Source organism: Bacteroides timonensis (assembly GCF_000513195.1).
Taxonomy (GTDB): domain Bacteria; phylum Bacteroidota; class Bacteroidia; order Bacteroidales; family Bacteroidaceae; genus Bacteroides; species Bacteroides timonensis.
Genome location: NZ_CBVI010000020.1, coordinates 41,835 through 57,051, shown reverse-complemented (window position 1 = coordinate 57,051; position 15,217 = coordinate 41,835). Strand labels below are relative to the sequence as shown.

General features: G+C 41.7%; 10 protein-coding genes. 8 read left to right on the top strand and 2 right to left on the bottom strand.

From position 1 onward, the window contains the following. Positions 1 to 92 precede the first annotated feature (92 nt). The 6 genes from BN161_RS06230 to BN161_RS06205 all read left to right on the top strand — a co-directional run bounded on the left by BN161_RS06230 (position 93) and on the right by BN161_RS06205 (position 8,630). Positions 93 to 1,418, top strand: a complete 1,326-nt coding sequence (locus BN161_RS06230; protein WP_044263971.1) for a radical SAM protein — start codon at positions 93 to 95, stop codon at positions 1,416 to 1,418. Beyond that, entirely contained in the window at positions 1,396 to 3,447 is a 2,052-nt protein-coding gene (locus BN161_RS06225) for an outer membrane beta-barrel protein (RefSeq protein WP_044263969.1), read from the top strand. The genes BN161_RS06230 and BN161_RS06225 overlap by 23 nt, the downstream gene beginning before the upstream one ends. 57 nt (positions 3,448 to 3,504) lie before the next feature. Then, positions 3,505 to 5,688: a peptidase domain-containing ABC transporter gene (locus BN161_RS06220; RefSeq protein WP_044263967.1), complete on the top strand. Its 2,184-nt coding sequence runs from the start codon at positions 3,505 to 3,507 to the stop codon at positions 5,686 to 5,688. Positions 5,689 to 5,697: 9 nt separating this feature from the next. Beyond that, entirely contained in the window at positions 5,698 to 6,177 is a 480-nt protein-coding gene (locus tag BN161_RS06215; RefSeq protein ID WP_044263965.1) for an HlyD family secretion protein, read from the top strand. 126 nt (positions 6,178 to 6,303) lie between these two features. After that, a complete protein-coding gene (locus BN161_RS06210; protein ID WP_044263963.1) occupies positions 6,304 to 6,879 on the top strand; it encodes a helix-turn-helix domain-containing protein in 576 nt (191 codons plus the stop codon). 104 nt (positions 6,880 to 6,983) lie between these two features. Then, positions 6,984 to 8,630: an AMP-binding protein gene (locus BN161_RS06205; RefSeq protein WP_044263960.1), complete on the top strand. Its 1,647-nt coding sequence runs from the start codon at positions 6,984 to 6,986 to the stop codon at positions 8,628 to 8,630. A gap of 194 nt (positions 8,631 to 8,824) precedes the next feature. On the opposite strand, the gene BN161_RS06200 is transcribed toward BN161_RS06205, so the two are convergent. Beyond that, the gene (locus BN161_RS06200; protein ID WP_044263999.1) at positions 8,825 to 9,997 is read right to left on the bottom strand and encodes a PAS domain-containing sensor histidine kinase; all 1,173 of its coding nucleotides are present in this window, start codon (positions 9,995 to 9,997) and stop codon (positions 8,825 to 8,827) included. Between the two features lie 172 nt (positions 9,998 to 10,169). On the opposite strand from BN161_RS06200, the gene ahcY reads away from it, so the two are divergent. After that, on the top strand, positions 10,170 to 11,588 hold the full coding sequence (gene ahcY / locus BN161_RS06195) for an adenosylhomocysteinase (protein ID WP_044263997.1): 1,419 nt from the start codon (positions 10,170 to 10,172) through the stop codon (positions 11,586 to 11,588). Positions 11,589 to 11,705: 117 nt separating this feature from the next. Continuing rightward, on the top strand, positions 11,706 to 14,213 hold the full coding sequence (locus tag BN161_RS06190) for a YfhO family protein (protein ID WP_044263958.1): 2,508 nt from the start codon (positions 11,706 to 11,708) through the stop codon (positions 14,211 to 14,213). Positions 14,214 to 14,310: 97 nt separating this feature from the next. On the opposite strand, the gene BN161_RS06185 is transcribed toward BN161_RS06190, so the two are convergent. Continuing rightward, positions 14,311 to 15,189: an AraC family transcriptional regulator gene (locus BN161_RS06185; RefSeq protein WP_044263955.1), complete on the bottom strand. Its 879-nt coding sequence runs from the start codon at positions 15,187 to 15,189 to the stop codon at positions 14,311 to 14,313. Positions 15,190 to 15,217 lie beyond the last annotated feature (28 nt).

The following is a 15,217-nucleotide window of genomic DNA, read 5'->3' as shown; positions in this document are numbered from 1 at the left end:
CACTATTGAGGGCTTGTTCAAATCATCATATTTCTAAACTTAATATGCACGAATCCTTATTATAAGATTCGTGCATAGCTAATAATATATATATGAGAGCAAACAAATACCTATATATTGTTCCATTGGATACTGAACGTACAGTATTATTCAATGGCATAAACAAAGAATTTCTGGTTATCAACAATGATGCTGTAAACTCTTTTATACAAGTATTACAATCACCCGACTCTTATAATGATTCCCATAAATCACTTATAAACATCCTTAAAACGATGGGGCTTATCGTGGAAGACCAAGAAGATGAACGTAAATATCTGATTGATATCAGAAACAAATTCATACAATCTAAAGAGTATAAAACCACCATACTTCCCACATATGAATGTAATTACAATTGCTGGTACTGTATTCAAAAGCACGAACCTATAAAACTGAATCTGGAAAAAATCAGACTGATAGTAAAACACATTAAGAAATATTTACTTGAAAATGCGATAGAGTCTTATGTATTATCCTGGTTTGGTGGCGAACCATTGACCCAACCCGAAATTATAGATGCTGTAAGCAAAGAGTTACGGCTTTTCTGTGCAGATAAGCATATAGAGTTCAGTGCTTCCATTACAACAAATGGAGCTTTGCTAAATTCCGACAATATAAAAATGCTTGCACGCAATGATATCAATTACTACCAGATAGCCATTGATGGTGATGAGAAAAATCATAATTTAAACAAACATGATAAAAATAGTGACAACTCATTTTGTCTGGTTTTAACTAACATTGTCAAATTGCTCCAAATTAATAGCAATGCTCAGATAGTCTTAAGATTAAATTATACGTTAGCAACATTAAAAAGTCCTGATTTATTAAATGATATATGTAAGTATATCCCAATAGAATATAGAAGAAGAATCAAAGTTGACCTTCAAAAAGTTTGGCAAATAAAAGAAGAGACTGTAAAAATAGAGCTATTGAGTAAACTACAAGAGAAGCTTGTCTTATGTGGCTTTGAGTTATCCACTGAACATGTATTTTCCATGTGTTATGTTGAGAAGCAACATTATAACATGTTTTTTTACAACGGAGGAGTCGAAAAATGTGATAAACGTGCAATAGATGATTTAAGAGGCCATTTGGATTCTGACGGTAATATCGTCTGGAAAGAAAAGCCTATTTTCCAAGACTATGATTTGTTTGATGAGAACTGCGTATGTAGTCAATGTCTATACTATCCACTCTGTTATTGTGGATGTCCTGTACTCAGAGAAGATAGAATAAATGAGCACAATGGTAAAATTGTATGTGGACATTGCGAAGATTATTCTATTTTTGAGAATCGTATCCAGGATTATTGTTGGAGAGTTTTAAACAACAAGAAAATTAAGAAGGACTATGAAAATAGACAAAAAGCATAAAGTTTTCTTAGCGATGATGATTGCAATTCCCAATATGGCTTTTTCGCAAGACATTGAACCGGAGAAATCAATTACGACATCGGAAGTGGTGGTGAAAGCTGATTTATTGAAGAGAAATGCCGTATCGGAAACATACATAATAACAGACTCTTTGCGAAAGGGAACAAAAAACGGACTGCAACTTTTTGATAAATTACAAGGGATAACGGTGGATTGGGTGTCGGATGAAGTCAAGATCGGTGAAAATCGTAATATACCGTTAATGATTGACGGACGTGATGTAAGCACGGAATCCGCACGCAGCCTTAATCCTAAACGCATCAAAAAGGTGGAAGTGCTCAGATACCCAAAAGGGAAATATGGTGATATCCCCATTATACTGAATATAATTCTACATGAAACCTATGTTGGATATGATTATGGCGTTCATGCGAGAAACTTACTTTCATTTCGAAACCGCAACTCTAATAATACAGACATTGGTACAAATATAACTTATACTTTAAACCGTTGGAATCTCTATGGCGAAATAGGTATGATGCATAAAAAGATGTTCAAAGCTACAGCCCATGAATATATTTATAATGATATAGCAAACGAGCAAACAGCTACGGAGGATTATCATCAGCCCAATTATAGTGACACTGACACCCAGTTAAATCTTAGCGTAGGCGCTGATTATAAAATCGCTCCCAAGCATGTAATCTCACTGCAAACCTGGATGGAAGGGAAAAAGAACTCAAATCATGAGGACTTTAAGGATCCATCGTCTCTTCCTCTGTTGAGCAATATTGCCGACTATAAAGCAATTAACACTACTACCGGACTTTTTTATCGCGGCTCGATAGGTCCTCGATTCACTGTGTCCAGCGATTTAACTTTTAACTATTACAAAGTTTCGGAAGATAACTTCTATTCTCGATATTCCGATAGAACGGATTTGTTCTATCAAGGAAAGAAATATTATTGGAATTACAATGTAGATGCAAATTATATCTGGAGTGATGTCTTTCGTAGCACCATCGGTTACACTTTCACAAGAAATGAATATCAGAATAAAGACCGATTGACCCATAGTGAATTATTTAAAACATCCGAACACCGCCAAAACGCTTATTTCTCTGTATTGGTAAATCCGACACAGAATATGAACTTCATAGTGGGAAGTAATCTATTATTCGTAAACGAAAAGAACGCGTCCATATCCGACGGACATTGTTCATGGATGCCAATGGCTAAATTCTTTTGGCAACCCATACACCTGCTTTCTCTTACCGCAAACTATTTTTGTGATGTACAATATCCTAACCTCGATCAATTGTCGACTGTTGCATACAGGAAGAACCCGATTTTATGGCATAAGGGAAATCCCGATTTACGGGCAAGGATAATGCACTATATGGAGTACAGAATAAATTTAAATAAAATTATTCAGCTCACGTATATGCTAAAGCATTCCTCAAATGACATTACTCCTTGGTACAATATTGAAGATAACCAAATTGTAGAAACACTGGCAGGCAGTGAGTATTTTCATCAATATACGGGTATTAACGGTGAATATAAAATGCCACATGATATTGAATTAAACCTCACCGCAAATTATCAATGGTATAAACGAAAACAAAACGAAAGCGTATGGCACAAGGGGCGCACATGGTATTTAGATGCGATGGTCGTGTGGAGAGGATGGCGACATTTAAGTTTGATGACAGGTTATTTCCTGCGCCATGATAAAATGCCGTTATTGCAAGGCAAACAGTATAGTCAGGATGAAAAATTCATGTTGGGGGCGATGACATCGCTGCTGAAAGACAAACTTTCACTCTCGATTGCATTTTCAATACCGACAAATGCTATTTCAAAGCGTATGTACACGGCTATTGATACTCAAGGCTTTCAATTCACTTCCTGGGAAAACGACAGGGTGAACAATACATTAATGCAAGTAAATTTGAGATATAATATCGGCAAAGGACATATATCAAAGCCCAGAAATCGTAATAAGAGTGAGTCGGAAAAAAACTAATGTCCAAGAATATGCGATATTTCTGTTGTTGCTGGATATTATAAAAATGATTGTAAAATGAAATTTATAAAGCAACATGATAGTATGCAATGTGGCATAACCTGTCTTCAGATGGTATGCAGTTATTATGGGAAAGAGTATTCGATAGAAGCTCTTTCACATTATTGCTTTGCCACAACTGAAGGTGTTTCTTTATTGGGTATTAATGAGGCTGCAGGAAAGCTGGGGTTTCATACTCAATGTGGAAAAGTCACCATTGAACAGCTATCCAAGGCCGAACTTCCATGTATCTTACATTGGAATCAGAATCATTTTGTGGTGCTTTACAAAATAAAGAAAAACAAGAAATTCTATGTAGCGGATCCGGGAAAAGGACTTCTTACTTACTATCGCAAGGAATTTGAGGAGCATTGGACCACTACAGTTGCCAATGGTGAAGAAAAAGGTATTGCCATGTTTCTGAATCCTACTCCCGAATTTTACCGGAGGACTGATGAACCGGTTGAAAAGAAACGTTCTTTCGCATTTCTGTTCGGATACTTTCGTCAGTATCGTAAGTTCTTTGGACAGATTGTTTTGGGACTGCTTCTTGCCAGTTTATTACAGCTTATACTACCTTTTTTGACGCAGGCTATCGTTGATGTGGGTATCACACACCAGGATATAGGCTTCGTCTGGCTCATACTACTGGGACAGCTAATGATTACCATAGGTCGAACATCCGTCGATTTCATACGCCGATGGCTACTGCTTCATATCAGCATGCGTATCAACATATCTTTGGTAAGTGATTTCTTCATCAAACTACTGAAACTTCCTATGTCGTTCTTTGATACGAAACTCATGGGTGACCTCATGCAACGCATGAACGACCATAGCCGTGTAGAGAAATTTCTGACCACTAAAACTCTGAGCGTTACTTTTTCCATGTTGAGCTTCATCGTGTTTGGTGCGGTGCTATTTTCATACAATCACCTTATATTTGGCATCTTTTTGATTGGCAACATCGTTTACGGTGCATGGATTTTCACCTTTTTGAAACGAAGAAAGGTTTTGGACTATATGCTGTTTGAGCAACAGGCCGACAACAACAATAAGACCTACCAGTTCATCACTTCGATGCAAGAGATAAAACTCCAAGACTGTGAACAGCGCCGTCGTTGGGAATGGGAAGATGTGCAAGCTAATTTGTTCGGTGTACAGATGAAAAGCTTGAAACTCCAGCAGGGTCAAGAAGCAGGAAGTATTTTTATCAATGAAGTCAAGAACATTGTCATTACAGTAGTGGCAGCTACGGCAGTCATTCATGGTGAAATGACCTTGGGTATGATGCTTGCCGTTCAATATATTATCGGCCAACTCAACAGTCCAGTGGAACAGCTAATGAGCTTACTTTATGCTCTGCAGGATGTCAAAATCAGCTTGGAGAGAATCAATGAAATTCATTCTATGGAGAATGAAGAGACCGATACTCATACAGTATGCGCATTACCGAAAAACAATAAAAGTATAACATTCAATCAAGTGGATTTCAAGTATGACCCTCACAATCCGAAAAAGACTATCGATGCGGTAAATATGTCCATACCCGAGGGCAAAGTTACCGCTATTGTCGGAGCTTCAGGTAGCGGGAAAACCACTCTCATTAAACTGATGCTGGGCTATTATCGGGTAAGTAACGGCTCAATATGTATAGGCAATTCTAATTTGAATACCTATAATTTGAAATGGTGGCGCAGGCATTGTGGTGTAGTGATGCAGGATGGTGTAATATTCTCTGAATCTATCGCCCGCAACATTGCAGTCGATGACGGTGAGATTGACAAAGAGCGCTTGTTACATGCAATGGAGATAGCTTGTATCAAAGACTATGTAATGAGGCTTCCACTGAAACTGAATACAAAAATCGGACGCGATGGCATCGGACTAAGTCAAGGCCAAAAGCAGCGCATTCTTATAGCCCGTGCAGTGTATAAGAATCCGAACTATATCTTTTTGGACGAAGCGACCAATTCGTTGGATGCGCAAAACGAACGCTCTATCGTTGAAAATTTAGATAAGTTCTATCAGGGAAAGACGGTGGTTATTGTTGCTCATCGCTTGAGCACCGTCAAGAATGCCGACCAAATCATAGTTCTTGATAAAGGCAGAATTATTGAAGTGGGTAATCATGCTTCATTAATAGCCAAGCAAGGGGCTTATTATAATTTAGTAAAGAATCAATTGGAACTGGGAAACTAAGAAAGAATTATGGAACAGAAAAATTTTGACCAAATAGAACTCAGAAGCGAAAAGGTTCGAAATATTATTGGTGTCATACCTCCATCATTAGTCAGGTTCGGCATCTCAATTATAGCCTTTATATTTGTGTTGCTTGCCATTGCCGCTTACTACATTCCATATCCTGAAAATATAGAAGGACAAGCCGTTGCTATCATTTCTAATCACAAAATTCATGTAAGGACGCTTGTTCCTTATAAATATTTGAGTGAGATAACTCTTGGTATGGATATTCAAATAGAGTTTGATGGTTATCCTTCAAAAAGATATGGTACCATTAAATCCCAAATTGCAATAATAGATAATAAAGTAATCACCATTGATAACGACAACTACTTTGTTGCAAATATCCTTTTGCCATCTCAAACTCAATATGAAATTCGGAATGGGATGAAAGGTAAGGTTTCCATACTGATATCCAACGAGACTCTTTTAGATAAAATATTCTAAAACACTGTTTTCCTTTCACAGATGAAAACTTTTCTCCGTGTATTGTTGCACCAAGTAAAAGTTTGTTTTATTTTTGTGCCTTAACAATAAAATTTATAGCCTAATAGGTGAAAAACATTATCAACTATGGATACAAGCAAGATTGTCGGAGAAAAGATAAAGTCACTCCGTGAAAGCCAATCAATCGGCATTGAGCAATTGGCCGAACGTTCCGGTTTAGCCGTAGAACAGATTGAACGCATTGAAAATAACATTGACTTGCCATCACTGGCTCCACTTATCAAAATAGCACGTGTTCTGGGTGTACGCCTGGGAACTTTCCTTGACGATCAGGATGAAACGGGGCCGGCCATCTGCCGCAAGACGGAAGCCAAAGACAGTATCAGCTTCTCCAATAATGCTATCCAGAGCCGCAAGCACATGGAATATCATTCCCTGTCCAAGTCGAAAGCGGACCGCCACATGGAGCCGTTTATCATCGACGTAGCTGCTACGGAAGATAGCGATTTCGTACTCTCCTCTCACGAAGGTGAAGAGTTTATAATGGTTATGGAAGGTATCATGGAAATAAGTTACGGTAAAAATACATATCTGCTTGAAGAAGGAGACAGCATCTATTATGACTCCATCGTTCCGCACCACGTGCATGCTTACGAAGGCAAAGCAGCAAAAATTCTTGCAGTAATCTATACACCCATTTAAGAATGATAGGATGGTAAGATGGTAGAATGATAGGATTGCTATTCTAATCTTATCACCATACCATCTTACCATCCTATCACTTTTATAACATTATCACTTCATTTATGTTATACGAAAGAACACTCGGCCAATGGCTGGAGCACTGGGCAGAGACTACGCCCGATAAAGAATATATTGTTTATTCCGACCGCAACCTGCGCTTCACCTGGAGCCAGTTCAACCGACGGGTAGACGACATGGCGAAAGGACTGATCTCTATTGGTGTAGAACGCGGAACCCATGTAGGCATATGGGCTGCCAACGTACCCGACTGGCTTACGCTACTGTATGCCTGTGCCAAAATCGGCGCCGTCTATGTCACTGTAAACACCAACTACAAGCAGGCTGAGCTGGAATATTTGTGCGAAAACTCGGATATGCACACCCTTTGCATTGTGAATGGTGAAAAGGACAGCGATTTCGTACAGATGACTTACACCATGCTGCCGGAACTGAAAACCTGCGAACGCGGACATCTGAAGAGCCAACGTTTTCCACACATGCGCAACGTTGTTTATGTAGGCCAGGAGAAACATCGTGGTATGTACAATACGGCTGAAATCCTCCTACTGGGTAACAATGTGGAAGACGAATGTCTGAATAATCTAAAAAGTCAGGTAACCTGCCATGATGTAGTGAATATGCAATACACATCCGGCACCACCGGTTTTCCGAAAGGTGTCATGCTTACTCACTACAACATCACCAACAATGGCTATCTGACCGGAGAACACATGAAGTTCACAGCTGATGACAAACTTTGCGTCTGCGTACCCCTGTTCCACTGTTTCGGTGTGGTGCTGGCCACTATGAACTGCCTGACACACGGTTGCACGGAGGTTATGGTGGAACGTTTCAATCCGTTGGTAGTGCTTGCCTCTATACATAAGGAACGCTGCACGGCTCTGTACGGTGTGCCTACTATGTTCATTGCCGAGTTGCACCATCCGATGTTCGATATGTTCGACATGTCCAGCCTGCGCACCGGCATCATGGCAGGTTCGCTCTGCCCTGTGGAATTGATGAAGCAGGTGGAAGAAAAGATGTATATGAAAGTTACGAGTGTGTATGGTCTGACAGAAACATCGCCGGGCATGACAGCTTCACGCATTGACGACCCATTCGATGTCCGTTGCAATACCGTAGGACATGATTTTGAACATACAGAAGTCATGGTGATTGATCCCGAAACCGGAGAAGAATGTCCCGTAGGCGTGCAAGGTGAAATGTGCAACCGGGGCTATAATAACATGAAAGGTTACTATAAGAATCCGCAAGCCACAGCCGAAGTAATCGATAAGGACGGTTTCCTCCACTCCGGAGACCTTGGAGTAAAAGATAAAGACGGTAACTATCGCATTACGGGACGCATCAAGGATATGATTATCCGTGGTGGCGAAAATATCTATCCGCGAGAGATTGAAGAGTTCCTCTACAAACTGGAAGGTGTGAAGGATGTGCAAGTGGCAGGCATTCCATCGAAGAAATATGGCGAAGAAGTAGGTGCTTTCATCATCCTGAAAGAAGAAGCGGATATACACGAATCGGATGTACGCGACTTCTGTACAGGCAAGATTTCACGTTACAAGATACCGAAATATGTATTCTTCATTGATGAATTCCCTATGACGGGCAGCGGCAAGATACAGAAATTCAAACTGAAAGATGTAGGCCTACAGCTTTGTAAGGAACAGGGGATAGAGATCATCTGATTTTAAACACTATCGTTATTAATAACAAAATGAAGAATGAAGAATGAAGAATTACCATGCGGCATTACAGCGCAGCCAATTCTTCATTCTTCATTCTTCATTCTTCATTTCATATCTCTGACCGCCCTTCAAAGACCAAAGAACCTGCTCTCTTTCATTCTTTAGAGAGCAGGTTCTTTGGGTTCATAATACCTTTAAGCCATCGGCAGCGTAAAGTAGAACGTCGTCCCTATTCCTTCTCCTGAACGTACCCAAATACGCCCACCCATCCGTTCCACCAGCATACGGGAAACAGTCAGTCCCAGTCCGGTACCCTGCGCAAAGTTATTAATCTTACCGAAACGTTCAAATATCTTAGCCACCCGATTGGTCGGAATACCGATACCCGTATCTTTTACATAAAATTGTACGATATTCCCCCGAAGCTGATAACCGAGATGAATCTCTCCGGACGGAGTAAATTTAGCGGCATTACTTAACAGGTTCATCAACACCTGCATGATTCGCATCCTATCTCCGATAACATATAGATTCTTGTCAACATCATCCAGCGCCAGTTTCACACCCTTATTAACTTTCATCCGGTGCCTTTCATATTCTTCAAGACAGGCTGCATACACATTTACTTTCTCCTTAACAAACCTCAAAGAGCCCACCTCCATAGCAGACAAGTCCAGAATATCATTAAACAGACACAACAGCAATTCCGAATTCTGCTCGATAATGTTGCAGTAATCATCCTTGTCTCCATCATGCCCCGGATAAATAACCAATCTTGAGAATCCTACAATCGCATTCAGAGGCGTACGGATCTCATGACTCATATTTGCAAGGAATGCCGATTTCAAGCGGTCGGATTCTTCAGCCTTTACACGGGCAGCGGCTAACTCACGCTGTGCATTTTCCCGACTCGTCACGTCCCGGCACATACACAACAAGTATTTATCTCCCAGCGGACATACCAGATTCTCGTAATGATGCGTCTCGCCTTCGAACTGTAACGAATGTTCCCCTATACTGGGCAAACCGGTACGCAACACTCTTTCCATATTAGCACGAATCTTACGATATTCTGATTCCGGCACTATATCCTTCAGGTTAGGATGTGACTTATCTTCACCGGACAGACCTTCCACATGATTGGTACCAGGAGAAGATAGTAGTTCTATGTAGTCCAGATTACGATCAAAAACCGTCAACATATCAGGGATAGCCTCCAGTATTTCCTTGCCATATTTCTCACGGAAGCGTTCTGGTTCTTCATCCGGACAAGGATCGGCCGGCAGGGAGCGGCTTGCCAGCTGTTCTTCCAAATCCCGGATTATCTCCAGCAGTTCTTCTTTCGTTTTATCTTTATAATCCCTCATTTCAAGGCAGATATGTTGTAGAGTGTTATTTTCGGGGAGCAAATATAGCATATCTTTTCAATTATATCAACACATATTGCAGGCTTTTATTTAAAAAAAACCAATAGCTTTTGTCCTACTAATCAGAATGTTCTATCTTTGCATCACTTTTTATTTTAAATCATTGATAGATATGTCTAAAGAATTATTCTCTACTCTGCCCTACAAGGTGGCAGACATTACGCTTGCCGACTTCGGTCGCAAGGAAATCGATCTGGCAGAACAAGAAATGCCCGGCCTTATGGCTCTTCGCGAAAAGTATGGAGAAACAAAACCGTTGAAAGGTGCTCGTATCATGGGTTCCCTGCACATGACCATCCAGACGGCGGTACTGATTGAAACCCTCGTGGCACTGGGTGCCGAAGTACGCTGGTGCTCATGCAACATATATTCGACTCAAGACCATGCCGCAGCTGCTATTGCCGCAAGTGGAGTACCTGTATTTGCCTGGAAAGGCGAAACGTTGGCCGACTACTGGTGGTGCACGCTTCAGGCACTGAACTTCCCCGGTGGTAAAGGCCCTACGGTAATCGTTGACGATGGCGGTGACGCTACCATGATGATACATGTGGGATATGAAGCCGAAAGCACTGCTTCTATTCTGGACAAAGAAGTCCATGCAGAAGATGAAATAGAACTGAATGCAATTCTGAAGTGCGTACTGGCCGCAGATCCTACTCGCTGGCAACGTGTAGCAGCCGAAGTACGTGGTGTTTCTGAGGAAACAACTACAGGCGTACATCGTCTGTATCAGATGCAGGAAGAAGGCAAATTGCTGTTCCCGGCATTCAATGTAAACGACTCTGTAACGAAATCCAAATTCGATAACCTTTACGGCTGCCGCGAATCGCTTGCCGATGGCATCAAGCGCGCCACGGATGTAATGATTGCCGGTAAGGTAGTGGTGGTCTGCGGATATGGTGATGTAGGTAAGGGATGTTCACATTCCATGCGTTCATACGGTGCCCGAGTATTGGTTACGGAAGTAGACCCGATTTGCGCTCTGCAAGCCGCTATGGAAGGCTTTGAGGTAGTAACCATGGAAGAAGCCTGCACACAAGGCAATATCTTTGTTACCACAACAGGCAATATCGACATTATCCGTATCGATCACATGACGCAGATGAAGGACCAGGCTATTGTCTGCAACATCGGTCACTTCGACAATGAAATCCAGGTGGATGCTCTTAAACATTATCCCGGTATCAAATGCGTTAACATCAAGCCACAGGTAGACCGCTATTATTTCCCTGACGGACACAGCATTATTCTGTTAGCTGATGGTCGTCTGGTAAACTTGGGTTGTGCCACCGGACACCCGTCATTCGTTATGAGTAACTCATTCACCAACCAGACATTGGCTCAGATCGAGTTGTTCAACAAGAAATACGAAACCGGTGTTTACCGCCTGCCTAAGCACCTCGATGAGGAAGTAGCGCGCCTGCATCTTGAGAAAATCGGTGTAAAGCTAACGAAGCTTACTCCCGAACAAGCTGCCTATATAGGCGTGAATGTAGACGGACCGTATAAGGCCGAACACTATCGTTATTAAAAACAACGAAATTGACAATTGACAATTGACAATTGACAATTAAGCTGCGCTGTCATTCTGCATAGCCATTGTCAATTGTCAATTGTCAATTGTCAATTTCATAAAAGCTCCGTTTTTATGAAGAAGTTCCTCCCTGACCTCCTGGTCATCTTTATGTTTGCAGTACTTTCATTCGCCTATTTCTTCCCGGCGGATATAGAAAACCGCATTCTTTTTCAACATGACACGGCTGCCGGTGCAGGTGCCGGACAAGAAGCGACTCAGTATCGCGAAGAAACCGGTGAGTATACACGCTGGACTAACTCTCTGTTCGGTGGTATGCCGACTTATCAGATAGCCCCCAGCTACGAGTCAACCCAACCGTTGACCTGGGTACAGAAGGTCTACCAACTATTTTTGCCTACGTATGTCAACCTGACATTTATCCTGATGCTGGGCTTTTTCATCTTGTTGCGTGCATTCGGTATACCTACATGGTTGGCAGGATTAGGCGGATTAATGTGGGCATTCTCATCCTACTTCTTCATTCTGATATCTGCCGGACACATCTGGAAGTTTATCACGCTAGCTTATATACCACCTACAATAGCAGGTATCGTACTGGCTTACCGGGGTAAATATCTGGCAGGAGGCATTGTTACAGCACTGTTCATTGCCCTGCAAATTCTGTCGAACCACGTACAGATGAGTTATTACTTCCTGTTTGTCATCCTCTTCATTGCAGGAGCCTACTTTGAAGACGCATGGCGCAACAAGACCTTACCGCAATTCTTCAAGGCAAGCGGTGTGCTTGTGGTAGCTGCGCTGATTGGTATATCCGTCAATCTGTCGAACCTGTATCACACTTATGAATACAGCAAAGAAACCATGCGCGGCAAAAGCGAGCTCGTAGAAACCGGTGACGCCGCCAAACAAACCAGTAGCGGACTGGACCGTGACTACATCACCCAATGGAGCTATGGTATCGGCGAAACCTGGACCTTATTAGTGCCCAACTTTAAAGGTGGTGCTTCTGTTCCTCTCGCCCTGAATGAGACAGCCATGGAAAAAGCCAATCCGACCTATGCCGGACTCTACCAGCAACTGTCCCAATACTTTGGTAGCCAGCCTATGACGTCAGGTCCTGTATATGTAGGTGCTTTTGTACTATTCCTTTTCATTCTAGGCTGCTTCATCGTCAAAGGTCCATTGAAATGGGCATTGATCGGAGCCACATTCTTCTCCATTGTTCTTTCATGGGGTAAGAACTTCATGCCACTGACAGATTTCTTCATTGATTATATACCCATGTATAGTAAGTTCCGTGCAGTATCATCCATCCTCGTTATTGCTGAATTTACCATTCCACTACTGGCTATCTTTGCTCTGAAAAAGATTCTGGACGAACCGGAGATATTGAAAAAGAAGATAAAGTTCGTTGGTATCAGTCTGACACTGACTGCCGGTGTAGCTTTGATATTAGCCGTGATTCCAGGAGCTTTCAGTTCAACTTTCGTCCCCGCACAGGAAGCGCAGATGTTGCAGAATGCGGTCAATCAGCAGATGATTCCTGCAAACGAGCTATCCGGCATCCTTTCCAACCTGGCAGAAATGCGTGCTGCAATGGTAAGCGCCGACGCACTGCGTAGCTTCATTATCATTGTAATTGGCTGCGTGTTGCTGTGGCTTTACTACAGCGGAAAACTAAGAAAGTCATTCGTAATTGCCGGCATCGCTATTCTCTGTGTAGCAGATATGTGGAGTGTCAACAAGCGTTATCTGCACGATGACCAATTCGTCCCCCGTTCTGCCCAGGTTGACACCTTTAAGAAAACGCAAGCTGATGAAATCATCCTCCAAGACACTGACCCGAATTACCGCGTATTGAGTTTTTCCGGAGATGCATTCAGCGAGAATAAAACTTCTTACTGGCACAAGAGCGTAGGTGGATATCACGCAGCCAAACTGAGACGTTATCAGGAAATGATTGACCGTCATATTTCCCCCGAAATGCAGGCAGCCTATCGGGCTATCGCTACCGCAGGTGGTGAGATGGACAGTGTAGATGCTTCCAAGTTCCGTGTTCTGAATATGCTGAACACGAAATATTTCATCCTCCCTGCCGGACAAGGGCAGACTGTTCCTATCGAGAATCCGTACGCTTACGGCAATGCATGGTTCGTCAACAATGTGGATTACGTGGACAATGCCAACCAGGAAATTGATGCCCTAAGCACCATATTGCCAACAGAGACTGCCGTAGTAGATGCTCGTTTCAAGGATATTCTGAAAGGTATTACCACTGCCCATAAAGACAGTCTTTCCAGCGTGCATCTGACAAGTTACGAACCGAACCGTCTGGCTTATGAAACGAATAACTCTAAAGACGGCGTTATCGTATTCTCCGAAATCTATTACCCGGACGGCTGGATAGCCACCATTGACGGAGAGCCTGCCGACATTGCCCGCGCAGACTATATCCTACGTTCTATGTACGTCCCTGCCGGAAAGCACACCATCGAAATGCGCTTTGATCCGAAGAGCTTGCATGTAACGGAAGGTATCGCTTATGCAGCACTGGCTCTGATGGTGATAGGCATTATGATAATGGTGATTGTATATAGAAAGAAGCTGAGTTCACGCTAATACTTTTCAGGATGAGGTAAACTTCTTTTCTATAGATTAATATAAACACCCGAATGTGACGATTACCTTCGGGTGTTTATATTATGACTCTTACATCTTATTTATATTTACTTCTGTATTCTTTGGGAGTAATCTCCATTTCCTTTGTGAATGCTTTTGAGAAATGAAATTGGTCATAATATCCCAGCCGGAAAGCAATCTCCTTGATCTTTAAATCAGAGAATTGCAGATAAGAACAGGCACGCTGAATTTTCAACTGATTGTAATATTCCATCGGAGCATAAGAAGTCCTTTCCGAAAATAAGGCACTGAAATGGGATGCAGAATAGTTCACATGCTGTGCTATATCTTCCAGCGTAATTTTAGTTTCCATATGCTCTTTCATATACGAAATACTTTTCTGCACAAAATCTGTTTCCCTCACCTTTTTGATTTCCCTAAATTGGTTGATGTACTTCAAGGAAGCAAGAAAATGCATCAGACAGAAACTTACATACTCCAGGTTTTCAGGACTATACCCCATTTCCAAATTCTGAAACATTTCCTCGAATAATAGAAAACGGTCATCATAGCGGCTTTTATCCGACTCTTCCAAAGATATAACCTTACCTATTATAGATGAAAACATAGTCACACTCTCGCCACAAAAGTGTATCCAGTAAATGCTCCATGGGTTAACCTCATCAGCACCATATGCATGTTTTTCATTGGCAGGTAATATAAAGGCCTGGTTTTTATGCAAAATATACTTTTCACCATTATAAGCAATCCAGCCCCCCCCTTCTTCACAATATATAAAAACATTCTCATTCGTTCCCAGTTCCCTTTCCCTAAAATGGAATTGCGCACGAGGATAGTAGCCTATGTGACTGACAAATAATTGCTTTGTAATATTATTCTCCCGTTGAAGGTTACGTATATTATAAGGTGTAACAATAGCCTTCTCTCCTTTAAAGCCTTCCGCTACTTTTTCCATGATATATGATTTTGGTTGATTTTTACAT

Excerpts from the sequence above, each read along its gene's own strand:
- BN161_RS06230 (WP_044263971.1), top strand. The coding sequence starts at position 93 with ATGAGAGCAAACAAATACCTATATATTGTTCCATTGGATACTGAACGT.
- BN161_RS06225 (WP_044263969.1), top strand. The coding sequence starts at position 1,396 with ATGAAAATAGACAAAAAGCATAAAGTTTTCTTAGCGATGATGATTGCA.
- BN161_RS06220 (WP_044263967.1), top strand. The coding sequence starts at position 3,505 with ATGAAATTTATAAAGCAACATGATAGTATGCAATGTGGCATAACCTGT.
- BN161_RS06215 (WP_044263965.1), top strand. The coding sequence starts at position 5,698 with ATGGAACAGAAAAATTTTGACCAAATAGAACTCAGAAGCGAAAAGGTT.
- BN161_RS06210 (WP_044263963.1), top strand. The coding sequence starts at position 6,304 with ATGGATACAAGCAAGATTGTCGGAGAAAAGATAAAGTCACTCCGTGAA.
- BN161_RS06205 (WP_044263960.1), top strand. The coding sequence starts at position 6,984 with ATGTTATACGAAAGAACACTCGGCCAATGGCTGGAGCACTGGGCAGAG.
- BN161_RS06200 (WP_044263999.1), bottom strand. The coding sequence starts at position 9,997 with ATGAGGGATTATAAAGATAAAACGAAAGAAGAACTGCTGGAGATAATC.
- ahcY (WP_044263997.1), top strand. The coding sequence starts at position 10,170 with ATGTCTAAAGAATTATTCTCTACTCTGCCCTACAAGGTGGCAGACATT.
- BN161_RS06190 (WP_044263958.1), top strand. The coding sequence starts at position 11,706 with ATGAAGAAGTTCCTCCCTGACCTCCTGGTCATCTTTATGTTTGCAGTA.
- BN161_RS06185 (WP_044263955.1), bottom strand. The coding sequence starts at position 15,189 with ATGGAAAAAGTAGCGGAAGGCTTTAAAGGAGAGAAGGCTATTGTTACA.